This is a genomic window from Winslowiella iniecta, from assembly GCF_001267535.1.
GTDB classification, from domain to species: Bacteria; Pseudomonadota; Gammaproteobacteria; order Enterobacterales; family Enterobacteriaceae; genus Erwinia; species Erwinia iniecta.
This window is the reverse complement of the sequence record NZ_JRXE01000026.1, coordinates 41,647-67,758: the sequence shown is the minus strand read 5'-3', so window position 1 is coordinate 67,758 and position 26,112 is coordinate 41,647. Positions and strand designations below refer to the sequence as shown.

General features: G+C 53.2%; 23 protein-coding genes and 1 pseudogene. 18 read left to right on the top strand and 6 right to left on the bottom strand.

Annotation, left to right across the window (positions count from 1 at the left end; translation table 11 throughout):
- Positions 1-94: 94 nt before the first annotated feature.
- Positions 95-676, top strand: a complete 582-nt coding sequence (grpE, locus tag NG42_RS17185) for a nucleotide exchange factor GrpE (protein WP_052901336.1) — start codon at positions 95-97, stop codon at positions 674-676.
- Between the two features lie 70 nt (positions 677-746).
- On the opposite strand, the gene ung is transcribed toward grpE, so the two are convergent.
- The gene (gene ung / locus NG42_RS17180) at positions 747-1,427 is read right to left on the bottom strand and encodes a uracil-DNA glycosylase (RefSeq protein WP_052901333.1); all 681 of its coding nucleotides are present in this window, start codon (positions 1,425-1,427) and stop codon (positions 747-749) included.
- Between the two features lie 305 nt (positions 1,428-1,732).
- Here ung and grcA point away from each other — a divergent pair, with 305 nt between their 5' ends.
- Positions 1,733-2,116: an autonomous glycyl radical cofactor GrcA gene (gene grcA / locus NG42_RS17175; RefSeq protein WP_052901330.1), complete on the top strand. Its 384-nt coding sequence runs from the start codon at positions 1,733-1,735 to the stop codon at positions 2,114-2,116.
- Between the two features lie 244 nt (positions 2,117-2,360).
- Here grcA and srmB read toward each other — a convergent pair whose 3' ends face one another.
- Positions 2,361-3,686, bottom strand: a complete 1,326-nt coding sequence (gene srmB, locus NG42_RS17170) for an ATP-dependent RNA helicase SrmB (RefSeq protein WP_052901329.1) — start codon at positions 3,684-3,686, stop codon at positions 2,361-2,363.
- 132 nt (positions 3,687-3,818) lie between these two features.
- Here srmB and trmN point away from each other — a divergent pair, with 132 nt between their 5' ends.
- Positions 3,819-4,556, top strand: coding sequence for a tRNA(1)(Val) (adenine(37)-N(6))-methyltransferase TrmN (gene trmN / locus NG42_RS17165; protein ID WP_052901327.1), 738 nt, complete (start codon positions 3,819-3,821; stop codon positions 4,554-4,556).
- Here the strand turns inward: trmN and nadB are convergent.
- Complete coding sequence (gene nadB, locus NG42_RS17160; RefSeq protein WP_052901325.1) at positions 4,549-6,159, bottom strand: L-aspartate oxidase; 1,611 nt, start codon at positions 6,157-6,159, stop codon at positions 4,549-4,551. The genes trmN and nadB overlap by 8 nt on opposite strands.
- Positions 6,160-6,627: 468 nt before the next feature.
- Here nadB and rpoE point away from each other — a divergent pair, with 468 nt between their 5' ends.
- The 11 genes from rpoE to acpS all read left to right on the top strand — a co-directional run bounded on the left by rpoE (position 6,628) and on the right by acpS (position 16,051).
- Complete coding sequence (rpoE, locus tag NG42_RS17155) at positions 6,628-7,203, top strand: RNA polymerase sigma factor RpoE (RefSeq protein WP_052901323.1); 576 nt, start codon at positions 6,628-6,630, stop codon at positions 7,201-7,203.
- A 30-nt stretch (positions 7,204-7,233) separates the two neighbouring features.
- Positions 7,234-7,887 carry an anti-sigma-E factor RseA gene (gene rseA / locus NG42_RS17150; RefSeq protein WP_052901321.1) on the top strand — a complete coding sequence of 218 codons (654 nt, stop codon included), beginning with the start codon at positions 7,234-7,236 and terminating at the stop codon, positions 7,885-7,887.
- Positions 7,887-8,840, top strand: coding sequence for a sigma-E factor regulatory protein RseB (rseB, locus tag NG42_RS17145; RefSeq protein WP_052901320.1), 954 nt, complete (start codon positions 7,887-7,889; stop codon positions 8,838-8,840). The genes rseA and rseB overlap by 1 nt, the downstream gene beginning before the upstream one ends.
- The gene (rseC, locus tag NG42_RS17140; RefSeq protein WP_052901318.1) at positions 8,837-9,301 is read left to right on the top strand and encodes a SoxR-reducing system protein RseC; all 465 of its coding nucleotides are present in this window, start codon (positions 8,837-8,839) and stop codon (positions 9,299-9,301) included. Before rseB ends, rseC begins: the two co-directional genes overlap by 4 nt.
- Before the next feature lie 243 nt (positions 9,302-9,544).
- Positions 9,545-11,344 carry a translation elongation factor 4 gene (gene lepA / locus NG42_RS17135; RefSeq protein ID WP_052901316.1) on the top strand — a complete coding sequence of 600 codons (1,800 nt, stop codon included), beginning with the start codon at positions 9,545-9,547 and terminating at the stop codon, positions 11,342-11,344.
- Positions 11,345-11,356: 12 nt separating this feature from the next.
- Positions 11,357-12,331 (top strand): signal peptidase I, encoded by a 975-nt coding sequence (gene lepB / locus NG42_RS17130; RefSeq protein ID WP_052901314.1) that lies wholly within the window; start codon positions 11,357-11,359, stop codon positions 12,329-12,331.
- Positions 12,332-12,477: 146 nt separating this feature from the next.
- Positions 12,478-13,158 (top strand): ribonuclease III, encoded by a 681-nt coding sequence (rnc, locus tag NG42_RS17125; RefSeq protein WP_052901312.1) that lies wholly within the window; start codon positions 12,478-12,480, stop codon positions 13,156-13,158.
- A gap of 56 nt (positions 13,159-13,214) precedes the next feature.
- Positions 13,215-14,120 (top strand): GTPase Era, encoded by a 906-nt coding sequence (gene era / locus NG42_RS17120; RefSeq protein WP_052901310.1) that lies wholly within the window; start codon positions 13,215-13,217, stop codon positions 14,118-14,120.
- Positions 14,121-14,127: 7 nt separating this feature from the next.
- Complete coding sequence (gene recO, locus NG42_RS17115; RefSeq protein WP_052901308.1) at positions 14,128-14,865, top strand: DNA repair protein RecO; 738 nt, start codon at positions 14,128-14,130, stop codon at positions 14,863-14,865.
- Positions 14,866-14,939: 74 nt separating this feature from the next.
- The gene (gene pdxJ, locus NG42_RS17110) at positions 14,940-15,671 is read left to right on the top strand and encodes a pyridoxine 5'-phosphate synthase (protein WP_052901306.1); all 732 of its coding nucleotides are present in this window, start codon (positions 14,940-14,942) and stop codon (positions 15,669-15,671) included.
- The gene (acpS, locus tag NG42_RS17105) at positions 15,671-16,051 is read left to right on the top strand and encodes a holo-ACP synthase (protein ID WP_052901304.1); all 381 of its coding nucleotides are present in this window, start codon (positions 15,671-15,673) and stop codon (positions 16,049-16,051) included. Before pdxJ ends, acpS begins: the two co-directional genes overlap by 1 nt.
- 43 nt (positions 16,052-16,094) lie before the next feature.
- On the opposite strand, the gene NG42_RS17100 is transcribed toward acpS, so the two are convergent.
- Positions 16,095-16,349 carry a YfhL family 4Fe-4S dicluster ferredoxin gene (locus tag NG42_RS17100; RefSeq protein WP_052901303.1) on the bottom strand — a complete coding sequence of 85 codons (255 nt, stop codon included), beginning with the start codon at positions 16,347-16,349 and terminating at the stop codon, positions 16,095-16,097.
- A 358-nt stretch (positions 16,350-16,707) separates the two neighbouring features.
- On the opposite strand from NG42_RS17100, the pseudogene NG42_RS17095 reads away from it, so the two are divergent.
- Positions 16,708-17,589: pseudogene (locus NG42_RS17095) on the top strand (Rpn family recombination-promoting nuclease/putative transposase).
- 121 nt (positions 17,590-17,710) lie between these two features.
- Here the strand turns inward: NG42_RS17095 and NG42_RS17090 are convergent.
- On the bottom strand, positions 17,711-18,550 hold the full coding sequence (locus NG42_RS17090) for a MurR/RpiR family transcriptional regulator (protein WP_052901301.1): 840 nt from the start codon (positions 18,548-18,550) through the stop codon (positions 17,711-17,713).
- Positions 18,551-18,796: 246 nt separating this feature from the next.
- On the opposite strand from NG42_RS17090, the gene yfhb reads away from it, so the two are divergent.
- Both yfhb and tadA read left to right on the top strand, forming a co-directional pair.
- Complete coding sequence (gene yfhb, locus NG42_RS17085) at positions 18,797-19,435, top strand: phosphatidylglycerophosphatase C (protein WP_052901299.1); 639 nt, start codon at positions 18,797-18,799, stop codon at positions 19,433-19,435.
- 108 nt (positions 19,436-19,543) lie between these two features.
- Positions 19,544-20,035, top strand: a complete 492-nt coding sequence (gene tadA, locus NG42_RS17080; protein WP_052901297.1) for a tRNA adenosine(34) deaminase TadA — start codon at positions 19,544-19,546, stop codon at positions 20,033-20,035.
- A 27-nt stretch (positions 20,036-20,062) separates the two neighbouring features.
- Here the strand turns inward: tadA and mltF are convergent, their stop codons facing one another.
- Positions 20,063-21,520 carry a membrane-bound lytic murein transglycosylase MltF gene (mltF, locus tag NG42_RS17075; protein ID WP_052901295.1) on the bottom strand — a complete coding sequence of 486 codons (1,458 nt, stop codon included), beginning with the start codon at positions 21,518-21,520 and terminating at the stop codon, positions 20,063-20,065.
- Positions 21,521-21,788: 268 nt separating this feature from the next.
- On the opposite strand from mltF, the gene purL reads away from it, so the two are divergent.
- Positions 21,789-25,679: a phosphoribosylformylglycinamidine synthase gene (gene purL, locus NG42_RS17070; protein ID WP_052901293.1), complete on the top strand. Its 3,891-nt coding sequence runs from the start codon at positions 21,789-21,791 to the stop codon at positions 25,677-25,679.
- Positions 25,680-26,112 lie beyond the last annotated feature (433 nt).

The following is a 26,112-nucleotide window of genomic DNA, read 5'->3' as shown; positions in this document are numbered from 1 at the left end:
CCCCGACAATGTGACTGGCTTCCCTTGAAACCGCGATTCTGATCCCCATAATAAGCGAACCAGCGAGATGAATGTGCAAAACGCGGAGAAATTCATGAGTAGTAAAGAACAGAACACACCAAACGAGCAAGTCTCAGATGAGATTGAGATGGAGCAAGTGAAAAACCAGGACGCGGAGACAGCAAACGAGGTGGATCCGCGTGATGAGCGTATCGCTCAGCTCGAAGCTGAACTGGCGATCTCTCAGGGCGGCGTGCGTGAAGCGCAACTGCGTGCGCAGGCTGAAATTGAGAATATTCGCCGTCGCACCGAGCTGGATGTTGAGAAGGCTCATAAATTTGCACTGGAAAAATTTGCTAACGAATTATTGCCGGTAATCGACAGCCTTGAGCGCGCGCTGGAGCTGGCGGATAAAGCCAACCCTGAGCTGACGGCGATGATTGAAGGTATCGAACTGACGCTGAAGTCACTGCTTGATGCGGTGCGTAAATATGGCGTTGAAGTGGTTGGCGATATCAATGTGCCGTTCAACCCGGAAATCCACCAGGCAATGTCGATGATGGAGTCAGAAGATGTGGCACCTAATCACGTGCTGATGGTGATGCAACGCGGTTATACCCTCAACGGTCGTTTGTTGCGTCCGGCGATGGTTGCCGTGGCGAAAGCCAAATCCTGATTGCTGTAAATGGCTGGCTCCGTCGGCCATGATGATCGAATGAAAAAAGCACCGTTGCCGGTGCTTTTTTTTATTCTGGCAAATAAGGCGTCCAGTCGATGGGCGCTTCACCGCGTTCGCTAAGATATGCATTGGTTTTTGAGAAGTGGCCACAGCCAAGAAAACCGCGATGCGCCGACAGCGGTGATGGGTGAGGGGCCTGCAACACATGATGGCGCTGACGATCGATAATGCTGCCTTTTTTCTGCGCGTGTGAGCCCCAGAGTAAAAACACCACCCCTTCACGATGCTGATTAATTGCCGCAATGACGTTATCGGTGAAAGTTTCCCAGCCAAAACGCGCATGTGAATGTGCTTTGCCGCCCTCGACGGTCAGAACCGTGTTGAGCAGCATCACCCCTTGTTTCGCCCAGCTCTCAAGAAAACCGTGTTCAGGCCGCTCAAAGCCTGCAATATCGCTAACCAGCTCTTTGTACATATTGACCAGAGACGGCGGAACTGCCACGCCAGGTTGTACCGAGAAGGCTAAACCGTGCGCCTGGTTCGGGCCGTGATACGGGTCTTGACCCAGAATCACCACTTTAATCGCCCCCAGCTCCGTCAGGCGAAACGCATTAAACACATCTTTTTGCGGTGGATAGATGGTTTTACCCGCCGCCCGCTCGTTCGCCACTGCACTGAGCGTTTCGATGAAATAAGGCTTCTGTTTTTCCTCTGCCAGCACATCGTGCCAGGTTAATGCGTTGACCATAACACTCTCCCTTAGGGCCTGTTCGAACAGGCTGACTCCAGTTTGATGGCGTAGTTTAACGTTTATCGGCAGTGGGCAAAAATTTAAAAATTAGTTGAATTTTACAAAAATACCCACAAATCACGCATGAGTTTATAGTGAAGAAAATCAACCGGTTAACTATGCCTTACGTTGGCGGACAGGCCAGAGATTGATTTATATCAAGGCTGCGTAGTGCCACAGTTGATATATATCTTCACTAAATCAATTTAATCAAACCGTCGCTGGCCGCGATGCCAGCGCTGATACGCCTGGGAGGCACCGACATGATTAGCGGAATTCAAATTACCAAAGCCAACAACAGCGCACTGCTGAACTCTTTCTGGTTACTGGATGAGGAAAATGCGCAGGCGCGCTGCGTTTGTGCTAAAGCCGGGTACAGCGAAGATCAGCTGGTACCACTAAGCGACCTTGGTCAGATTGAGTATCGCCAGGTTCCGCTGGAGATTAAGCCGGAAGTGCGTGTTGAAGGCGGTCAGCATCTGAATGTTAACGTGCTGCGCCGTGAGACGCTGGAAGATGCGGTTAAGCATCCGGAAAATTATCCGCAGCTGACAATTCGCGTTTCTGGCTATGCGGTGCGTTTTAACTCGCTGACGCCGGAGCAGCAACGCGACGTGATTGCGCGTACTTTTACCGAAAGCCTGTAAATAACATAAATAAAAAAGGAGCCTGCTGGCTCCTTTTTTTGTCGTCCGGTATAAATTATCATCCGCGCGACTAAGACTATTTATTGATTAAAATCATCAGGGTAAAAGTTAATGAACGCTGCGGTTAGTACAAATCCTGGCTTTATACTACTTTAAGCTATTCCTGCGCAGACAGCGATTAAATCAACACTTATCCATAAAGAAAAACCGCCTGGTGAGGCGGTTTTTTTGTTATGCGGTGCGATTATTCAGCATTATCAGTTTTTACTGCGCTGCTTGGTTTACGGCGCTTACCGATATTTTTAGTATCACGATGACGCTGCTTAACCCGCGGTTTCGTCTCTTCGCTGGCTTTTTTCTCTTTACGCTTCTCTAATACTTTTTTCGATGGCTTGCCGTTCAGTTTTTCACTTGGCGCACGCGTTGTCGGGCGTAACTCATCAATGGTACGTGATTTCAGCGGCTCATCGATATAGCGGGCGATTTTACCCAGCAACAAGTGATCGTGTGCTTCAACCAGCGAGAGCGCCGTGCCTTTTTTACCGGCACGACCGGTACGGCCAATACGGTGCAGGTAGGTATCGGCAGTACGCGGCATATCAAAGTTGAACACGTGGCTGATATTATCGATATCAATGCCGCGCGCAGCGATATCGGTGGCAACCAGCACGTTAACGCGGCCTTCGCTGAGACGCTTAAAGGCTTCGTTACGCTTCGCCTGAACCATCTCACCTTCAAGGTAGCTGGTATTGATACCGGCTTCACGCAGCCAGCCGCACAGCTCATGCACACGGTCACGTTTACGGACGAAGACGATCGAGCGCGTCACTTCCGGTTGCTTCAGCAAATGGATCAGCAGCGCGGTTTTATGTTTGATATCGTCGGCGCGATAGTACCATTGCAGGATTTTTTTGCGCTCACGACGCGCCGGATCGGCTTCGACTTCCACCGGCTCATTCAAAATACGTTTGGCGAACTCTGTTACCGCCTCGCTTTCCAGCGTGGCTGAAAACAGCATGGTCTGTTTGCGCCAGCGGGTTTCTGCCGCGATGGTTTCGATATCCTGCGCAAAGCCCATGTCCAGCATGCGGTCGGCTTCGTCAAGGATCAGTGTTTCCACCGCGCGGCAGTCAAAGTTCTCTTCTTTGATGTATTGCAGCAGGCGTCCGGTAGTGGCGACCACCACATCCTGGTTTTCGCTGAACACTTCTGCGTGGTTCATAAATGCCACGCCGCCAGTGATGGTCGCAATATCCAGATGGGTATTTTTCGCCAGTTCACGTGCCTGGTCGGCAACCTGCATCGCCAGCTCACGCGTTGGAGTCAGCACCAGAATACGCGGTGGACCCGATTTTTTGCGCGGGAAGTCGAGCAGATGCTGCAGTGCCGGCAGTAAGAAGGCAGCCGTTTTTCCGGTGCCGGTTGGCGCCGAACCTAATACGTCACGGCCTTCCAGCGCGGGCGGAATTGCTGCTGCCTGGATCGCGGTAGGGCGAGTGAAGCCTTTTTCCTGCAGGGCACCCAGCAGGCTTTCATCAAGTTCGAGTTCGGAAAAAGTGGTTACAGTCATGGTCTACCTCAGTTTGGGGCGCTGATTATAGACAGATTGAACACGATCTTCATCTGTTTGTGTGCAGTTGATGACTTTTCTCAAGTCTCATATTGTCCTATGCTAGCGCCGTTTCCACTTCAGGTCAGTGTTATGTCTCAACAAAAGGCTACTTTGCGCGCCAACGGTTTTACTTTTAAACAATTTTTTGTCGCTCACGATCGTTGCGCGATGAAAGTCGGAACTGACGGCGTTTTGCTGGGGGCCTGGGCACCGGTGGCTCGCGTTAACCGGGTGCTGGATATTGGCTGCGGCAGTGGTCTGATTGCCCTGATGCTGGCGCAGCGTACCGAAGAGAGCGTGCAGGTGGATGGCGTGGAGCTGGATGCGGAAGCCGCATCGCAGGCGCAGGAAAACTGCGCGGCGTCGCCGTGGGCCTCGCGCTTGTCAATATATCAGCAGGATATTCGTCAGTGGGCCAGCCAGTGTCAGTGGCGCTATTCCCTGATTGTCAGTAATCCACCTTATTTCGCGGCCGGTTCGGCCTGCGCGTCGCCTCAGCGGGCGGCCGCGCGTTACACTGATACGCTCGATCATCAAACGTTATTAAGCTGCGCCGAGTCGTTAATCGATGAGGAAGGGTTTTTCTGCGTGGTGCTGCCTGCCGATGTTGGCAACCGCTTTGTGGAGATGGCCTGTGAGCGCGGCTGGTTTTTACGCTATCGTACCGATATCGCGGATAATGAGACTCGCCCGCCGAATCGGGTAATGCTGGCACTGTCGCCGAAACCGGGCGAAAAATTTTATGACAGCATGGTGATTCGCGGGCCAGACCAGCGCTATTCGGAAGCGCATTGCAGCCTGACCCGCGATTTTTACCTGTTCAGATAGCCTCTGGCTGTAAAATAGTCGGCAGTGCTTGCGCCAGTTGTTGCGGATAGTCGAGGGTGAAATGTAAGCCCCGGCTCTCTTTTCGTGCCATCGCGCAGCGCACCATCAGTTCCGCCACTTGCACCAGATTACGCAATTCCAGCAGATTGTTGGAAATGCGGAAATGAGCGTAATACTCGTCAATTTCCTGTTGCAGGGTAGTAATACGTCGCAGCGCGCGCTCCAGCCGTTTGCTGGTGCGGACAATGCCGACGTAATCCCACATAAACAGCCGCAGCTCATGCCAGTTATGCTGAATCACCACGCGTTCGTCAGAATCATCCACCCGACTCTCATCCCATGCCGGAAGCGCGGTTACCACGGCGGTTTGCGGCAGGCGCTGCATAATATCTTCTGCCGCTGACCAGCCATACACCAGGCACTCCAGCAGCGAGTTGGATGCCATACGGTTAGCACCATGCAGGCCGGTATAACTCACTTCTCCAATCGCATACAGCCCGTCGAGATCGGTGCGGCCATGCTGATCAACCATCACGCCGCCACAGGTGTAGTGGGCAGCAGGCACGATGGGAATCGGCTCTTTGGTCAGGTCAAAGCCAAGCGTCAGTAATTTTTCATAGATGGTCGGGAAGTGTGAGCGGACAAAATCGGCCGGTTGATGGCTGATATCAAGATACATACAGTCAGCGCCGAGACGTTTCATCTCATGGTCAATCGCGCGCGCCACGATATCGCGCGGCGCCAGTTCGTTACGGGCATCAAAGTCCGGCATAAAACGTGTACCGTCCGGGCGTTTCAGGTGCGCACCTTCGCCACGCAGTGCTTCCGTTAGCAAGAAATTGCGCGCCTGCGGATGGAACAGACAGGTAGGGTGGAACTGGTTAAATTCGAGATTGGCAACCCGACAGCCAGCGCGCCAGGCCATGGCGATACCGTCACCGGAGGCGACATCAGGATTGGTGGTGTACTGATAAACCTTGGCGGCCCCGCCGGTGGCCAGCACCACTGACGCTGCGCGACAGGTTTCCACTTTTTCCCGGTTACGGTTCCAGATCCAGGCCCCCACTACCCGACGCGGACCCTCGAGGCCGATTTTATCCGAGACAATCAGGTCGACCGCATTGCTGCGCTCGATAATATGAATGTTCGGATGACTGAGTGCCTGACTGACCAGCGTGGTTTCGACCGCCCGACCAGTGGCGTCGGCGCTGTGCAGAATGCGGCGATGGCTGTGGCCGCCTTCACGCGTCAGATGGTAGTGCTTTTCACCATTGGCGCGGGTTTCTTTATCGAAGGTAACGCCATTGTCGATCAGCCACTGCACACAGCGGCGCGCGTTAGTGGCGATAAATGACACTGCCTCGCGATCGCACAGACCGTCGCCGGCAATCAGCGTATCTTCGATATGCGATTCAATGCTGTCGGTTTCGTCAAACACGGCGGCGATACCGCCTTGCGCATAGAGGGTCGAGCCTTCGTTGACGGGTCCTTTGCTCAGCACGGTAACCTGGTGCTTGGCGGCCAGCCGCAACGCCAGTGAAAGCCCGGCAGCGCCACTGCCTATAATCAACACATCACAGTGATAATCGATCGAATGGGTCATGGTGTTTAATTTACTAAACAGGTTGTTTGCTGAGCATAACACTCCCTTTCAGCAGGAAAAAAGCTTTTTTTCTGAGCGGTTAAAGCGTACTGCCGATGAGCCATACGTTCAGATGTGTTTATATCGGCGGTTTTACCTCAGGTTTTGTCTGGCTCTGTTTAATATTGCGAACTTTAGCGAATAAACGGCTTTTAGAGATGAAAAGCGCGGCTTCATGCGTTACTCTGCGGGCGTCCGTCGGGATTCATATCGACTTGTGGTATGAAAGGAATGGTGGTGGCATACACTTCAATGAGAAAGCAAAATAACCATCCGAAGTGTTAAAAATCCCGTCGGTACGACAAATATAATGGCGTAAATGAACTTACGACAGAATGACCACTCTAAGCGAGTGCTTGCTCAGAAAGTTGAGTCATTGCTGGTTTTTCAGTTACGCGTGGAGACAGATTTGGGGAGACATTACCTCGGATGAGCGAGCAGTTAACGGATCAGGTTCTCGTCGAGCGAGTGCAGAATGGAGATCAGAAGTCATTCAATTTACTGGTTGTTCGTTACCAGCATAAAGTGGCAAGCCTGGTTTCGCGCTACGTTCCATCGGGCGATGTGCCTGATGTGGTGCAAGAATCATTCATCAAAGCGTATCGCGCACTGGAGTCATTCCGTGGCGATAGCGCATTTTATACCTGGCTGTACCGCATCGCGGTGAATACGGCTAAGAACTATTTGGTTGCTCAGGGGCGTCGTCCGCCATCCAGTGATGTGGATGCCATTGACGCGGAAAATTTCGAAAGTGCAGGTGCGCTGAAAGAAATTTCGAACCCTGAGAACTTAATGTTGTCTGAAGAATTGAAACAGATAGTTTTTCGTACCATTGAGTCACTCCCTGAAGACCTGCGCATGGCCATAACGCTTCGCGAGTTGGATGGCCTGAGCTATGAAGAGATAGCGGCTATAATGGATTGTCCGGTGGGTACGGTGCGTTCACGCATTTTTCGTGCGCGTGAAGCTATCGATAATAAAGTTCAACCGCTTATCCAACGTTAGCGATAACGGACACAGGAAGGGTACTAAGGCATGCAGAAAGAAAAACTTTCCGCTTTAATGGACGGTGAGGCTTTGGACAACGAAGTTTTATCCGCATTGTCTAAAGACGCCACACTGCAACAAAGCTGGGAAAGCTATCATCTTATCCGCGATACTTTGCGTGGCGATGTCGGAGAGGTCGTTCATTTTGATATTGCAGCACGTGTTGCTGCGGCCATCGAAAATGAGCCTGTTCGTAAAGTCACCACACTGATTCCGGAAGTGCAGCCCAAGCCTGAACGCTGGGAAAAAATGCCATTCTGGGCCAAAGTGCGTCCGTGGGCTGCGCAGATCACTCAGGTGGGGGTCGCAGCATGTGTTTCACTGGCCGTTATTGTCGGTGTTCAGCACTATAATCAACCCCAGCAGGATGGTAGCCAGCAATCTGACTCTCCGGTATTCAATACCTTGCCAATGATGGGTAAAGCTTCTCCGGTCAGTCTGGGCGTGCCGTCCGACAGCGCGAACGCGACTAATGCGCCGCAGCAGGTGCAGGAACAGCGTCGTCGGGTTAACGCATTGTTGCAGGATTACGAATTGCAGCGTCGTTTGCATTCGGAACAGCTTCAGTTTGAACAGAACTCGCCACAGCAAGCGGCGGTTCAGGTTCCAGGAAATCAGTCTTTAGGAATTCAACAGCAGTAATGAAGCAATTCTGGTGCGCCGTCAGCCTTATGGCTGGCAGTCTGTTGTATTCATCTGTCGCCCCGGCACAAACCACGTCCGGGGCGCTGTTACAACAGATGGAGCAGGCTAGTCAGTCTCTCAATTACGAACTCGCCTATATCAACGTCTCCAGACTGGGGATCGAATCGTTACGTTATCGCCATGCGGTTATCGACAGTAAAGTCTTTGCTCAGCTGTTGCAGATGGATGGACCACGTCGTGAAATTATTCAACGTGGTAACGATATCAGCTATTTCGAACCTGGCCTTGAGCCTTTCACCCTGGCAGGCGCGCATATTATCGACTCCTTGCCGTCAGTGGTGTATGCCGATTTCCAGCAATTAACCGACAACTACGATTTTATCGCCGTAGGCCGCACGCGTATCGCCGACCAGATGTGTGAAGTGATTCGCATCGTCGCGCGCGATGGCACGCGTTACAGTTATATCGTCTGGATGGATAGCGAAACCAAGTTGCCACTGCGGGTTGATTTGCTCGATCGCGACGGTGAGACGCTGGAACAGTATCGCGTAGTGAGTTTTGCCGTCGATGAAGGCGTGCGTAACCTGATGCAGGGGCTGGAAAAAGCCAGTTTGCCGCCGTCGCTTTCAGTTCCTCCGGTAGATAAAGTGACGCTGGAGTGGAAACCCGAGTGGTTGCCGGCCGGCATGAAGCAGATTTCCCAAAGCCGCCGCAATATTCCTTCGCTGAATAAACCCGTCGAATCACGGCTTTACTCTGACGGCCTGTTTAGTTTCTCCATCAATATCAGCCCGGCCGATAAATCCAGTTCTGCGCAGCTATTGCGCACAGGACGTCGTACGGTGCAGACTGTTGTACGCGATAATGCTGAAATTACCGTGGTCGGCGAGCTTCCGCCGTCAACCACCAAACGCATTGCTGACCGTATCGATTTTGGAACCAAACGATGATGAGAGAATGGGCCACGGTGGTTTCGTGGCAAAACGGGATTGCGACACTGCATTCCGAAATTAAAACCTCATGCAACAGTTGCTCGGCGCGTAAAGGCTGTGGCAGTCATATGCTGAATAAGCTTGGGCCGAAAAATGCCCATGTGATGCAGATTGCCAGCGAGAAACCGCTGCAAGCGGGTCAGCGTATTGAACTGGGCATCAAAGAGAGCAGCTTGTTGGGGTCGGCACTGCTGGTGTATATGACGCCATTACTGGGGTTATTTGTGCTGGCTGGCCTGTTCCAGAGCTTGTTCCACAGCGATCTGGCGGCTGCGGCTGGCGCTCTGCTGGGTGGTATCGGTGGTTTTATCATTGCGAAGGGCATTTCAAGCCGTTTTGGTGATCGTGAAGCTTTCCAGCCGGTTATTTTAAGCGTTTCTTTACCGCCTGATGTGCTGCGCGTTGAGAGTGAAGTTTAACTGGTCAACGCCGCAATCGCGGCGGCCAGTTATCGATTCAGACCTGCAATTTTCCCCCTGATGCTGCTAAAAAAACCTCCACTTGCTTTTTCTTACGTTTATCGCTTGCTGACGATGATTCCACGACTCTGATATGTAGTGTAGAATGCAGCCTTTCGGACAAAAGTCCGCCTGTGAAATGATGCTCTCCGAAATTTTCCGTCGCGAGAGTCCCAGAATTTGTAAGGCAGAAAAGTCTCTATAATGAAGCACATACGAAATTTCTCCATCATCGCCCACATCGACCACGGTAAATCGACGCTTTCTGACCGTCTGATTCAGATCTGTGGCGGTTTGACTGAGCGCGAAATGGCTGCGCAGGTTCTGGATTCAATGGATTTGGAACGTGAGCGTGGCATTACTATTAAAGCGCAGAGCGTAACGCTCGATTACAAAGCGCTGAACGGTGAAACTTACCAGCTCAATTTTATCGATACGCCGGGCCACGTTGACTTCTCTTATGAAGTTTCACGTTCGCTGGCCGCCTGTGAAGGCGCGTTGTTGGTGGTTGATGCAGGGCAGGGCGTGGAAGCACAAACCCTGGCAAACTGCTACACCGCTATGGAAATGGATCTGGAAGTGGTGCCGGTGCTGAATAAGATCGATCTGCCAGCGGCCGATCCCGATCGTGCAGCCCAGGAAATCGAAGATATCGTCGGTATTGATGCCACCGACGCGGTGCGTTGCTCGGCGAAAACCGGCGTTGGCGTACCGGAAGTGCTGGAACGCCTGGTTCGTGATATCCCGGCACCGGAAGGCGATGCAGATGCACCTCTTCAGGCGCTGATCATCGACTCCTGGTTCGATAACTACCTTGGCGTAGTCTCGCTGGTTCGTATTAAAAACGGCACCATGCGTAAAGGCGACAAAATTAAAGTGATGAGCACCGGTCAGGTGTATAACGCCGACCGTCTGGGTATTTTTACTCCGAAACGTGTCGATCGCGATGTGCTGAACTGCGGCGAAGTGGGCTGGCTGGTCTGTGCGATTAAAGACATTCTCGGCGCGCCAGTGGGGGATACCCTGACTCAGTCGCGCAATCCGGCGGATAAAGCGCTGCCAGGCTTCAAAAAAGTGAAGCCGCAGGTTTATGCCGGTCTGTTCCCAATCAGCTCTGACGATTATGAAGCCTTCCGCGATGCGCTGGGCAAACTGAGCCTGAACGACGCTTCACTGTTCTATGAGCCAGAAAGTTCTACCGCGCTGGGCTTCGGCTTCCGCTGTGGCTTCCTCGGCTTGTTGCATATGGAGATCATTCAGGAGCGTCTGGAGCGTGAATACGACCTGGACCTGATCACCACCGCACCAACGGTCGTGTATGAAGTGGAAACCACCAGTGGCGAAACGGTTTATGTCGACAGCCCATCGAAGCTGCCTGCGCTGAACAATATCGCTGAACTGCGTGAACCAATTGCAGAGTGTCATATGCTGCTGCCGCAGGAGTTCCTTGGCAACGTCATTACTCTGTGTATTGAGAAGCGTGGCGTGCAGACCAATATGGTTTATCACGGCAACCAGGTGGCACTGACCTACGAAATTCCGATGGCGGAAGTGGTTCTCGACTTCTTTGACCGTCTGAAATCCACCTCACGGGGTTATGCGTCACTGGATTATAACTTCAAGCGTTTCCAGACTTCTGACATGGTGCGTGTCGACGTCCTGATTAACGCCGAACGTGTTGATGCGCTGGCGTTGATTACTCACCGCGATAACTCGCAGTACCGTGGTCGTGAGCTGGTGGAAAAGATGAAAGATCTGATTCCGCGTCAGCAGTTTGATATCGCCATTCAGGCGGCGATTGGCACGCATATTATTGCCCGCTCAACCGTTAAGCAGTTGCGTAAAAACGTGCTGGCGAAATGCTACGGCGGCGACGTCAGTCGTAAGAAGAAACTGTTGCAGAAACAGAAAGACGGTAAGAAACGTATGAAGCAGGTCGGTAACGTTGAGCTGCCACAGGAAGCGTTCCTCGCTATTCTGCATGTCGGAAAAGATAGCAAATAAGGAAATCGGTTAATGGCTAATACTTTCGCCCTGATTCTGGCGCTGGCAACTCTGGTGACCGGCATTATCTGGTGTATCGATAAGTTCAAATGGGCGCCTGCGCGCCGTGCGAAGCAGGCTGAAGTTCGGGCACAAACCGGTACTGCCGTTGATGATAAAACGCTGGCCAAAGTGGCTAAACAGCCGGGTTGGGTCGAAACGGCCGCCTCGGTATTTCCGGTGCTGGCAGTGGTCTTTATTGTGCGTTCGTTTGTTTACGAACCCTTTCAGATCCCTTCCGGTTCAATGATGCCGACACTGCTGATCGGTGACTTTATCCTGGTGGAGAAATTCTCCTACGGGATTAAAGACCCGATCACCCAGACCACGCTGATCCCAACCGGGCATCCTAAACGCGGCGATGTTGCGGTGTTTAAATATCCGAAACAGCCCAGTGTGGATTATATTAAACGCGTGATCGGCGTGCCTGGCGACCGGGTCAGCTACGATCCGGACAGCAAAACGCTGACGATTAATCCGGCGTGTGACAACGGTCAGGCTTGTGACAAAGCGCTGGCGGTAACTTACACCGATGTTCAGCCAAGCGGCTTTATTCAGACCTTTAGCGGTTTTGATGGCAACGAGTCCGGCAGTGGATTCTTCCAGGTACCGCAGGGCGAATCGATGAAAGGTGGCCTGCGCCTCGCCACGCGTGATGAAACGCTGGGCGACGTGAAGCACCGCATTCTGATGACCCTTGAAGTGCCAAGCCAGCCGGGCGCGTACTATCGTCAGCCAGGTCAGCCACAGTCAACGTGGGTGGTGCCGCAGGGCCAGTACTTTATGATGGGCGATAACCGTGATAACAGCGCAGACAGCCGTTATTGGGGCTTTGTTCCGGAGAAGAATCTGGTCGGAAAAGCGACAGCAATCTGGATGAGCTTTGAGAAGCAAGAAGGTCAGTGGCCGACCGGCGTTCGCTTAAGCCGTATTGGCGGTATTCATTGATCGCGCCCGCAGTGATGCGGGCAACGAAGATTTAAAGGTTGGCTTCCTGCGGGAAGCCACTGCAAACGAAACTGTTTAGTGTTGGTCATTCAGTCAGCCCTGTTCCGTGTGCAGAATAATTGACGCATTCTTGAAATTGGTAACGCATGAACCCCATCGTAATTAACAGGCTGCAGCGAAAGCTGGGCTACACTTTTACTCATCAGGAATTGTTGCAGCAGGCCTTAACCCACCGTAGCGCCAGCAGCAAACACAATGAACGACTTGAATTCCTGGGTGATTCCATTCTTAGTTATGTGATTGCCAACGCCCTTTATCACCGTTTCCCGCGGGTGGATGAAGGTGATATGAGTCGTATGCGCGCCACTCTGGTGCGGGGAAATACCCTGGCGGAGATGGCACGCGAGTTCGATCTCGGTGAGTGCTTACGCCTGGGGCCGGGTGAACTTAAAAGCGGCGGCTATCGCCGTGAGTCGATTCTGGCGGATACCGTCGAAGCGCTGATTGGCGGCGTATTCCTGGATAGCGATATTCAGACCGTCGAACAACTGATCCTGAACTGGTATCAGTCGCGCCTTGACCAGATTAGCCCGGGCGACAAACAGAAAGATCCAAAAACGCGTCTGCAGGAGTATCTGCAGGGTCGCCATCTGCCGCTGCCATCCTATCTGGTGGTGCAGGTACGTGGCGAAGCGCATGACCAGGAATTTACTATTCACTGTCAGGTGAGCGGAATGGCAGAACCGGTGGTGGGCACCGGATCAAGCCGTCGCAAAGCAGAACAAGCAGCGGCCGAACAGGCGCTGATCAAGCTAGGACTTGAATAGGTGAATAACACACAAAAATCAGCAGCCACACAGGCGCTGATCAAGCCAGGACTCGAATGAGCGAACAACAGACCCATTGCGGCTTTATTGCTATTGTAGGCCGCCCAAACGTTGGTAAATCGACACTGCTGAACCAGTTACTGGGGCAGAAGATTTCCATCACCTCGCGTAAACCGCAAACCACCCGTCACCGTATTATGGGTATTCACACCGAAGGCGCTTATCAGGCGATCTACGTGGATACGCCGGGCTTGCACATGGAAGAGAAGCGCGCCATTAACCGTTTAATGAACCGCGCCGCCAGCAGCTCCATCGGTGATGTTGAGCTGGTGATCTTCGTGGTTGAAGGCACGCGCTGGACCGCTGACGATGAAATGGTGTTGAATAAACTTAAAGATGGCAAAGTGCCGGTACTGTTGGCGATCAACAAAGTTGATAACGTCACCGATAAAAGCATTCTGCTGCCCCATATCCAGTTCCTCTCTCAGCAGATGGACTTTATGGATCTGGTGCCAATCTCTGCCGAAAGCGGCAAAAATGTCGATACTATTGCCAGCATCGTGCGTAAACGTCTGCCGGAAGCGATTCATCACTTCCCGGAAGACTACATTACCGACCGTTCGCAGCGCTTTATGGCCTCTGAAATCATCCGTGAAAAACTGATGCGTTTCCTTGGTGCTGAACTGCCGTACTCGGTCACGGTTGAGATCGAGCGTTTTGTTACTAACGAACGCGGTGGCTATGATATCAATGGCCTGATTCTGGTAGAGCGTGAAGGCCAGAAGAAGATGGTGATTGGTAACAAAGGCGCCAAGATCAAAACTATCGGTATCGAAGCACGTAAAGATATGGAAGATATGTTTGAGGCGAAAGTACACCTTGAACTGTGGGTGAAAGTGAAGTCTGGCTGGGCGGATGACGAACGTGCATTGCGCAGCCTGGGCTACGTTGACGATCTGTAAACATTAAATGGAAGGCTGGCAACGTGCGTTTGTCCTGCATGGACGACCTTATAGCGAAACCAGTCTGCTGTTAGACCTGTTTACCGAAAGTCACGGCCGTGTGCGGGTACTGGCCAAAGGTGCCCGCTCAAAACGCTCCAGCCTTAAAGGTGCCTTGCAGCCGTTTACCCCGCTGCTGATCCGCTGGGGCGGACGCGGCGAAGTGAAAACGTTGCGCGGTGCCGAAGCGGTGTCGCTGGCGTTGCCGTTAAGCGGCATCACGCTCTACTGCGGCCTGTACGTCAATGAACTGGTCTCGCGCGTGCTTCAGCACGAAACCGCCTTTTCTGAGCTGTTCTTCGATTATCTTCACTGTATTCAGTCTTTAGCCGCATCCAGCGGTTCACCTGAACCCGCACTGCGTCGCTTTGAGCTGGCGATGCTCGGCCATCTTGGCTATGGCGTCGATTTTCTTCACTGTGCCGGCAGCGGGGAAGAGGTGGCCGATGAGATGACTTACAGCTACCGTGAAGAGAAAGGTTTTATCGCCAGTATGGTGATTAATAACCGCAGTTTTACCGGCCGCCATCTGCGCGCGCTGTCCGAGCGTGAGTTTCCCGATGCCGACAGTTTACGCGCCGCGAAACGCTTTACCCGCATTGCATTAAAACCCTATCTTGGCGGCAAACCGCTAAAAAGCCAGGAGCTTTTTCGCCAGTTTGTGCCGAAAAAACGTGCAGACGCAGCGCCACCCGCCGGGGAATAGCAGCAGGTCATACCGCCTCAGGCGCTGAACGTTGTAAACTGCATTTAACGTTGGCAAAAAATTTGAGGACTGTCATGGCTGAGTTGTTGTTAGGCGTCAATATCGATCACGTGGCTACCGTGCGTAATGCGCGTGGCACCAACTATCCCGATCCGGTTCAGGCGGCGTTTGTTTCCGAACAGGCTGGTGCAGACGGTATTACCGTGCATCTGCGTGAAGATCGTCGTCATATTACCGACCGCGACGTGCGCATTTTGCGTCAGACCATCCAGACGCGGATGAATCTGGAGATGGCAGTCACCGACGAAATGGTCGATATTGCCTGTGAAATCAAACCCCATTTTTGCTGCCTGGTGCCGGAAAAACGTCAGGAAGTCACTACGGAAGGCGGGCTGGATGTTGCCGGTCAGCTGGAAAAAATTACCGCCGCCGTGGCGCGTCTGCATGCTGTCGGCATTCTGGTTTCGCTGTTTATCGATGCTGATAAAGCGCAAATCGACGCCGCTGTCGCCTCTGGCGCGCCCTATATTGAGATTCACACCGGTGCCTATGCGGAAGCCGAAGAGGGCGCGGCGCGTGACGCTGAGCTGGCCAGAATCCGCGAAGCGGCTACCTATGCGGCAGGTCAGGGTCTGAAGGTGAATGCCGGACACGGTCTGACCTACCACAACGTGTTGCCGATTGCTGCGCTGCCGGAAATGCATGAACTTAATATCGGCCATGCAATTATTGGTCGGGCGGTAATGAGTGGACTGGCGGATGCGGTGAAAGAGATGAAGCAGCTGATGCGGGAAGCGCGTCGCTAATGGCTATTCTTGGCCTTGGCACCGATATCGTCGAGATTGCGCGCATTGAAGGGGTGATCTCCCGTTCTGGCGATCGTCTGGCTCAGCGCGTGCTGAGCGCGAACGAGTGGGCGCAATATCAGGCGCATAAGCAGCCGCTACGCTTTCTTGCCAAGCGTTTTGCCGTCAAAGAAGCCGCCGCCAAAGCCTTTGGCACCGGTATCCGCGGGGGTTTAGCGTTTAATCAGTTTGAAGTGTATAACGATGAACTGGGCAAGCCGGGGCTGCGTTTTTTCCAGCATGCGGCGGAAGTGGCAGAAAAGCTTGGCGTCAAATATGTACATGTGACGCTGGCGGATGAGCGCAACTATGCCTGTGCGACGGTGATCATCGAAAACTGACTGCAATCTCTGGAGCGGCGTTCGCGCCGCTGTTGCTAAGCCATCAAACCGGGTGATGCATCACCACAAACTTCTCCCACAGCGCTTCCCGGGCTTCGATATGTTGCGGATCGATAATAATTGTGTTGTCGATCGGACACACCTGCTGGCAGGTCGGCGTATCGTAATGGCCAACGCATTCGGTGCAGCGATCGGCATCGATCTGATAGATCTCATCTCCCATCGAGATCGCCTGATTCGGACACTCCGGCTCGCACATATCACAGTTGATACAGCGCTTGGTTATTAATAAAGCCATTTCAGTTGTTTACGCTTTAATTTATTTAAAATCAGTGAGTAGATGGTGAACTTCCTGTTGAAAAAACTTCTGTAGCAACCCACACGGAAAAATCTCGTCGGGTCACCTTTATGCGTGAGCACAATGGTTAAGCCGGCAAAGAACAGGAAGTTTCTATGTTGCGAACCATAACACAAAAAGAAAATGCCCCCCAATGATCCCCGTCATAAGGCAGTGACTTCACGCCGGGATGAGTGTAAGCCCGCAAACACAAGCAACGAAGATGTTTTATGTCTGCCAGACGCACTGAACATATTTTACCCACTGATGAACTGTGCCAGGGTCATTACATGTCAAACTGGATGACAGGTTACGGAAAATGGGCTCCACTCCAACCCCGCATGATGCTGTATTTAAATACTTTCTTTCTGATGTAGAAACGGCGCGTGACTTTCTGCAAATTCATTTGCCTCCGGCACTGCTGCAGCGTTGCAATCTTGATACGCTGCAAATCACCTCTGGCAGTTTTATTGAGGATGATCTGCAAGCGTTTTGCTCGGATATCCTGTATTCACTGAAAGCGGGTAGCCGCGAAGGGTATATTTACTGCCTGATTGAACATCAGAGTTCCGCCGATAATCAGATGAGCTTTCGTTTGATGCGTTATGCCATCGCGGCCATGCATCAGCACCTCAGGGCCGGGCATAAACAGCTGCCGCTGGTGATCCCGATTCTTTTCTATCATGGGGAAAAAACGCCCTGGCCGTATCCGATGAGCTGGCTACAAGGCTTCAGCGCTCCGGAGCTGGCCGGACAGATTTATGGCGGCGACTTTCCGCTGGTGGATCTCACGGTTATTCCTGATGATGAAATCATGACTCACCGGCGTATGGCGGCGCTCGAGCTACTACAGAAACATATTCGTTTGCGCGACCTGTCGGAGTTGTGCAAGCCTCTGGCAACGTTGTTTTGCAGCTAATACACTACTAACAAGCAGCTGGACGTGTTGATAAATTACATGATCCAGGCAGGAGAAACGGCTGACCTGAAATCTTTTCTCCGGGAGCTGGCAGAACGTTTACCGCAACATAAGGAAACACTGATGACTATCGCAGAGAAGCTTCAACAGGAAAGCCGCCAGCAAGTAAAACAGGAAGGAAAACAAGAAGTGGCGCGTAAGATGCTGGCGAAAGGGATGGATTTTTCGGTGGTTCAGGAAATGATCGGCCTGACAGCAGATGAGCTGAAACAGCTTCACTGATAAATAAGCCCGGCGGACTTGCTAAATCAGCACAATAGTACTGCGCGGTCGGCTTAGAATGTCCCTCAGCGCAAAGCATGTCAGATCGTCCGCAGTTGTTTATAGTTTTATCAATAACTTATCAGACCAGCTTTTTCACCAGCGCTTCGCTGTGCCGAATATGGCTGGAGGCTCGCTCCGGATCGTTCTGGATCAACGCCATAAACAGCAGATCGGTCAGCGCCAGCTGAGCCGTGGTTGACGAAATGGCCGCGCTGCGCGTGCTTTGCTCTTCCGCCACGGTGTACAAACAGTGGGTGGCACACTGCTGCAGGGTATTGGGCGTAAAGCCGGTAAACGCCAGCACACTCGCCCCGGCACGCTGGGCTTCCTGGGCGGCAAGATTGATTTCACGTCGTTCTCCGGTGTAGGAGATCGCCAGCAGTAAATCGCCGGTTGTCAGCGCCTGCACGCTGGCCAGCAACGCGTGCATATCCTGCTCCGCCACCGCGCTGATACCAATTTTCATCAGCTTCCATGAAAAATCCTTTGCCACCAGGCCGGACGCGCCGATGCCGACCAGCACAATACGCTGAGCCGATTTCAGCAGCCGCAGAGTTTCCAGCAGCTTCTCTTCACTGTTGATATCCAGTGTGGCACGTATCGCCGACTGCTTTTCAGCAAACAATTTTTCGCCCACCACTTTCAGCGGGTCATCGCTCAAAATCTGATTGTGTACGGTAATGGCATCTTTATCGGCCAGCGATTCACTTAGCGCCAGTTTCAGCGCCGGAAAGCCTTTATATCCCAACTTTTGTGCAAACTTCACCACGCTGGACTGGCTGACGCCGGACTCTTCCGCTAATTTTTGCGAACTGAGATGACGTGCGCGATCCGGCTGTGACAGCAAAAAATCCGCCAGCCGCCGTTCGTTCAGCGCCAGTCTGGGATACAACTGACGAATGCGCAGCAGTGAACTCATTCTGTTTTCCTCTGATTGATGCTACGTGATGATAATCATGATGCCCTGAATATGAATAACTTAGTCTAACGGGCCACACTGTGCGATCCATGATTAAAGCAGGTAAAAAGCTTCAGTGGTATGGAAAACATCATCGGCATAAACCCCGGCCAGCTTTACGGCTTCTGACTACACTTGTTACTGTAACCCTGGCGACGGCAACGCAGATTGCCCGATTAATGGATTCATTATCCTGAGGAGAGATGCTTGACTAAGGGAACACCAAGGCGCGTAGTATTTTTTGATTTAGATGGCACGCTACATCAGCAGGATATGTTTGGCACCTTTATGCGCTACTTGCTGTGGCGTCAGCCGATTAACCTGTTGTTAGTGGTGCCTTTGTTACCCGTCATCGGTCTGGCGCTGTTAATTAAAGGTCGTGCGGCCCGCTGGCCGATGAGCCTGCTGTTGTGGTCGATCACTTTTGGCCATAGTGAAGCACGATTACAGCAGCGTGAGAAAGCCTTCGCGCAGTGGTTCCGCCAGCGCGTGACGGCCTTTCCGGTGGTACAACAACGCCTGACGGACTATCTTAGCAGCGAAGATGCCGATGTCTGGTTGATTACCGGCTCACCGCAGCCGCTGGTGGAGCAGGTTTACTATGATTCGGCGTTTCTGCCGCGAGTGAAGTTGATCGCCAGTCAGATGACACGCGGTTATGGCGGACGGGTACTGTCAATGCGCTGTTTAGGCCATGAAAAAGTTGCCCAGCTGGAAGATCAGATTGGTACACCGCTACAGCTTCACAGTGGTTACAGCGACAGCAAGCAGGACAACCCACTGCTGTTCTTCTGCCAGCATCGCTGGCGCGTCACGCCGGAAGGTAAGCTGCAACAGCTGGAATAAAGAAAACTCCCGATGGGCGGCGTTCTCGTCGCCCGTAACAGGTTTCAGTCAGTCTCCCCGCCGTTTTATGTATAATGCCCCGCGCTTTTTGCCCCACTGGAGACTCAGGTGACCGATTACAACGATGAATTTTGGATGCGTCATGCCTTAACGCTGGCACAGCGTGCCTGGGATGAGGGCGAAGTGCCGGTCGGCGCAGTGTTGGTGCAGGGCAATCGGGTGATTGGCGAAGGCTGGAATCGTCCTATCGGACATCACGATCCTACTGCGCATGCGGAAATTATGGCGTTGCGTCAAGGGGGGAAAGTGCTGGAGAACTATCGTCTGATCGATACCACGCTGTATGTCACCCTCGAACCTTGCGTGATGTGTGCCGGAGCTATTGTACACAGCCGCATCGGGCGTCTGGTGTTTGGCGCGCGCGATGAGAAAACCGGTGCTGCCGGTTCGTTACTGGATGTGCTGGGGCATCCCGGTATGAATCATCAGGTGAAAATGACCGAAGGGATTCTGGCGCAACAGTGCGCTGGCATGTTAAGTGATTTTTTCCGCATGCGTCGCGAGCAGAAAAAAGCGCTACGCAAGTCGGTGAAGCAGTAAAGCGGCACCGTCGCGCCGCCTTAATAATCAATGCATGGCAATATCCGGTTGTACCGCCGGATAACCTTTACCCAGTTCCGCTTCCAGCGCCGCACGCTGAGCAATTTTCCGCTCCTGCTCCTGCAGATATCCCACCAGGCTAATCTGATATTTACGGATATTTTCTACATACGCATAGGCTTCATGCCCGCGCGCATAGCCGTAAGTCGTCTGGCTGTAATAGCGTTTCTGGCTCAGCATCGGCAGGCGCGTTTTTACGTCGGCCCAGCTGTCGGGGTTACCTTTTTGTTTTTCGGTCAGTCGGCGGGCATCCAGCATATGCGCGTATCCCATATTATAAGCCGCCAGCGCAAACCAGATACGCTCATCCTCCGGGATGGTCGACGGCACTTTTTCCATCATGCGCTGTAAATATTCGCTGCCCCCGCGAATGCTCTGCTCGGGATCAAGCCGGTCATCGACATTAAGACTGTCGGCGGTGTTGCGCGTCAGCATCATCAGACCACGCACGCCGGTAGGAGAGGTTGCCTGCGGGTTCCAGTGTGACTCCTGGTACGAGATCGCGGCCAGCAAGCGCCAGTCAATATTATTGGCGTAACGTTGAAACAGCGGCTTGATATCCGGTAAAACCCCGTCAATGGCGCGCAGGAAAGTACGGGTATCGACATAGTCAAAGGTGCCGACATGGCCGAGATACTTCTCTTCCAGCCGCGCCATGCTGCCTTCTTCACTCATCTGGCTAAAGAAGTCCAGCATCGCCGCATTGAGACTGTCATCCTGATTGCGCTGCATATACCAGGTGACCGGCTCTTCATCGGTAATATCAAACGCCACCGCCAGCTGCGGATGAATGCGTTGCAGCAATCCGATGGTGACGGAATCGGCAACGGTGTATTCAAGTTTGCCGTCGGCTACCGCTTCCAGCAGCGCTTTTGGGCTTTGATCGGTTGAAATGGCCCAGTCGAGATCGGGAAACTGGCTCTGTTTCATGGTGCGCAGTGTGGATAAGTAGGCGGAGCCGGAAGCCACCGTCAGACGTCCTTTCAGGTCGCCGAGACTTTTTGGCCGCGGCTTACCGAGGCGGTACACCAGCTGTTGTGAAACCGAATAGTAAGCCGGACCGGCACGGAATCGTTCCAGTCTTTCACTGTTGTAAATCAGTCCGGCGGCCAGCACATCCGCTTTATCATCATCAAGATCGTCAAACAGGTCGTTAAGGTTCTGACGAACCGTCACTTCCAGCCTGACACCAAGATAATCGGCGAAGCGCTTTGCCAGCTCGTAATCCATACCCGCCGGTGATTTATTGATGGTGAAATAAGTTAGCGGGGAATTTATGGTGCTGATGCGTAATACGCCCCGCGATTTTATCTGTGCAATTCGGTCTTCCGAACTCCCGTACCAGGGGATCGACGGCCACAGCGCAAGCGCGAGCAGCACGGTGATCAGCCCGATCAGCAGATAATTAATTTTTAGGCGTTTCAAATAGTTATCTCTCGGTAGCCCGCGGGCCTCTGTCTCTTACGGCAGTATTAGTTATGGTAGATTTCCCAGAGCGTGGGGCATTTTGCGCAACAAAGTGCCGCGCCGCAACTTATTCAGCAGGATTTGCGCAAATTTAAGCCGATTCTGGTATCCGAGAAATTATGCGCAAACGGTTTCGTTGGCAGCGCGGATTCTTTATAATAGCGCCCGTTTTCCCTGTTGCGCCCAAAGAAGCGTCGCCCGGCGCTTCGAAGACGAGAGATCTTTGATGATGGAAATTCTGCGTGGTTCGCCCGCTCTGTCGGCATTTCGTATTAACAAACTGCTGACCCGCTTTCAGGACGCTCACCTGCCGGTGAGTGATATTTACGCCGAGTACGTCCATTTTGCTGATGTCAGCGCGCCGCTAAACGCTGACGAAAAGAGCCGCCTTCAGCGTCTGTTGAAGTACGGTCCGTCTCTCGCTGAGCATACGCCGGAAGGGCGCTTATTGCTGGTGACCCCGCGTCCAGGCACGATTTCTCCCTGGTCTTCTAAAGCGACCGATATTGCCCATAACTGCGATTTACCGCAGGTGTTGCGTCTTGAGCGCGGTCTGGCTTTCTATATTCAGGCACCGAAACTGACCGAAGCTCAGTGGTCACAGCTGGCCGGATTACTGCATGACCGCATGATGGAAACGGTATTTGTCGAACTGGAGCAGGCGCAACAACTGTTTGCTCATCATCAGCCACAGCCGCTGCAAAGCGTGGATGTGCTGGGTGAAGGCCGCAATGCGCTGGTGCAGGCTAACCAGAAGCTCGGTCTGGCGCTGGCCGACGATGAAATTGACTATCTGCAGGCTGCATTTGAAAAACTGGGGCGCAACCCGAACGACATCGAGCTGTATATGTTTGCCCAGGCAAACTCCGAGCACTGTCGTCATAAAATTTTCAACGCCGACTGGATTATTGATGGTCAGCAACAGCCTAAATCGCTGTTTAAAATGATTAAAAACACCTTCGAGAAAACCCCGGACTACGTGCTGTCAGCTTATAAAGACAACGCCGCAGTGATGGAAGGCTCGCAGGTTGGCCGCTTCTACGCCGATGCGGATAAAGGTGTCTACGACTTCCATCAGGAAGACGCCCATATCCTGATGAAGGTAGAAACCCATAACCACCCAACGGCGATTTCGCCATGGCCGGGTGCCGCGACCGGTTCCGGTGGTGAAATTCGTGATGAAGGTGCAACCGGACGTGGCGCGAAACCGAAAGCGGGCCTGGTCGGTTTCTCGGTATCTAACCTGCGTATTCCGGGCTTTGAACAGCCGTGGGAAGAAGATTTCGGTAAGCCCGATCGCATCGTGACCGCGCTGGATATTATGACCGAGGGCCCACTGGGCGGCGCGGCGTTCAATAACGAATTTGGTCGTCCGGCGCTGACGGGCTACTTCCGTACCTATGAAGAGCGGGTTAACAGCCATAACGGCGTTGAGCTGCGCGGTTACCACAAGCCGATTATGCTGGCGGGCGGTATCGGCAATATCCGTGCTGACCACGTGCAGAAAGGTGAAATCACCGTCGGTGCCAAACTGATTGTACTGGGTGGCCCGGCGATGAATATCGGTCTCGGCGGCGGTGCGGCGTCATCAATGGCCTCAGGCCAGTCTGATGCCGATCTTGATTTCGCCTCCGTGCAGCGTGATAACCCGGAAATGGAGCGTCGTTGCCAGGAAGTGATCGACCGCTGCTGGCAGCTGGGCGAAGATAATCCGATTCTGTTTATTCATGATGTCGGTGCGGGGGGGCTTTCCAACGCCATGCCTGAACTGGTCAGCGATGGTGAGCGCGGTGGTCAGTTTAACCTGCGTGATATTCTCAGTGACGAAGCTGGCATGAGTCCGCTGGAAGTATGGTGTAACGAGTCGCAAGAGCGCTATGTGCTGGCGGTTGCACCGGAAAAACTGGCGCAGTTCGACCGCCTGTGCAAACGCGAGCGCGCACCTTATGCGGTCATCGGTGAAGCCACCGAAGAACTGCATCTGACACTGTCTGACAGCCATTTCGATAACAAACCTATCGATATGCCGCTGGACGTGCTACTGGGCAAAACGCCGAAAATGACCCGCGATGTCACCAGCCAACAGGCGAAAGGCGACACGCTGGTACGTGATGGCATCACCGTTGCCGATGCGGTTAACCGCGTGCTGCATCTGCCAACTGTTGCTGAGAAAACCTTCCTGATTACCATCGGTGACCGTAGCGTGACCGGTATGGTGGCACGCGATCAGATGGTCGGGCCGTGGCAGATTCCGGTGGCGAACTGTGCCGTGACCACCGCCAGCCTCGACAGCTACTATGGTGAAGCGATGTCACTGGGCGAACGTGCGCCTGTGGCACTGCTGGACTTTGCCGCATCAGGCCGTCTGGCGGTAGGCGAAGCGCTGACTAACATTGCCGCGACCCAGATTGGTTCGCTGAAGCGCATCAAACTGTCGGCAAACTGGATGGCGGCGGCCGGACATCCTGGCGAAGACGCGGGTCTGTACGAAGCGGTGAAAGCGGTGGGCGAAGAGCTGTGTCCGGCGCTGGGGATTACCATTCCGGTGGGCAAAGATTCCATGTCGATGAAAACCCGCTGGCAGCAGGATAGCGAACAGCGCGAAATGACCTCGCCACTGTCGCTGGTGATCACCGCGTTTGCCCGCGTCGAAGATGTGCGCCGCACCGTAACGCCACAGTTGCAGCCGCAGCAGGATAACGCGCTGCTGCTGATCGATTTAGGTCAGGGCCAGAATGCACTGGGCGCTACCGCGCTGTCACAAGTCTATCGTCAGTTGGGTGATAAGCCTGCCGACGTGCGCGATGCACAACAGCTGGCTGGCTTCTTCAACGCCATTCAGACGCTGGTTGCCGATGAGAAACTGCTGGCATACCACGACCGCTCCGACGGCGGCCTGCTGGTGACGTTGGCCGAAATGGCCTTTACCGGCCACTGCGGCGTTGATGTGGATATTGCCGCGCTGGGCAGCGATGCGCTGGCGGCGCTGTTTAACGAAGAGCTGGGTGCGGTGATTCAGGTTGCTGCGCAGGATCGTGCACTGGTCGAAAAAGTGCTGGCGGACAACGGTCTGGCAGCTTGCGTACACTACCTGGGTCACGCGCAAACCGGCGACCGTTTTGTTATCCGTTCTGGTGACAGCGCGGTGTACAGTGAAAGCCGTACCACGCTGCGTACCTGGTGGGCAGAAACCACCTGGCAGATGCAGCGCTTGCGTGACAACCCACAGTGTGCCGATCAGGAACACGACGCGAAGAAAGATGACAACGATCCGGGTCTGAACGTTAATCTGACCTTTAAACCGGAAGACGATATTGCCGCTCCGTTTATCGCCACCGGTGCGCGTCCTAAAGTGGCCGTGCTGCGTGAGCAGGGCGTTAACTCCCATGTTGAAATGGCTGCGGCCTGGCATCGTGCCGGTTTTGATGCCGTCGACGTGCATATGAGCGATCTGCTGGCGGGACGTCGTGGTCTGGAAGATTTCCAGGCGCTGGTGGCCTGTGGTGGATTCTCTTATGGCGACGTGCTGGGTGCGGGTGAAGGCTGGGCGAAGTCGATTCTGTTCAACAGCCGGGTACGCGACGAGTTCGAAACCTTCTTCCATCGTCCACAGACGCTGGCGCTGGGCGTTTGTAACGGTTGTCAGATGATGTCTAATCTGCGTGAACTGATTCCGGGTAGCGAAAACTGGCCGCGTTTCGTGCGCAACCAGTCAGAGCGTTTTGAAGCGCGTTTCAGCCTGGTAGAAGTAGCCGCCAGCCCGTCGCTGCTGCTGGAAGGCATGGCCGGTTCGCGTATGCCAATCGCCGTCTCTCACGGCGAAGGTTTTGTTGAGGTGCGTGATAATGCGCATCTGGCCGCGCTGGAACATCAGGGACTGGTGGCGCTGCGCTATGTCGATAACTTCGGCAAAGTAACGCAAAACTATCCCGCGAACCCGAACGGTTCACCAAACGGCATTACTGCGGTATCCAATGAAAGTGGTCGTGTGACCATTATGATGCCGCATCCGGAGCGCGTGTTCCGTACCGTCAGCAACTCCTGGCATCCGGCCGAGTGGGGCGAAGACAGTCCGTGGATGCGTATTTTCCGTAATGCGCGTAAGCAGCTGGGCTAAGTCACCAGCGCAATAAAAAGGCCGGATTTCCGGCCTTTTTATCGACTGAAACCCGGCGGGTGTTGCAGATTTGCGACAATTAACGCTGTTACCTGTCTCCAGAAGGTGACACTTAAATTATTGAAATAAATCGCTTTTCACTGATTTGCTGGTTGTTGTTTCTTTTTGGCGACACTTTGTCAGACCATCTGGTAAAACTTCGCAGCGTGGCAACGTTGATTTTATTTATTAATCAATAAAATCAGGTTGTTATAATTTAATTTTAAAGTTGGCACGACGATTGCAATATTGTTGTCAGTGGCTCATTCACCCTGTTATGACAGCCCTGCGAAAGCGGACAAGCGCTTCATAAAACTTCGAATGACGCACAATACGGTGCCTGCCGTCCACCAAACCGATAACAGATCACTTTGTGACTTTATCAAGCATCGGA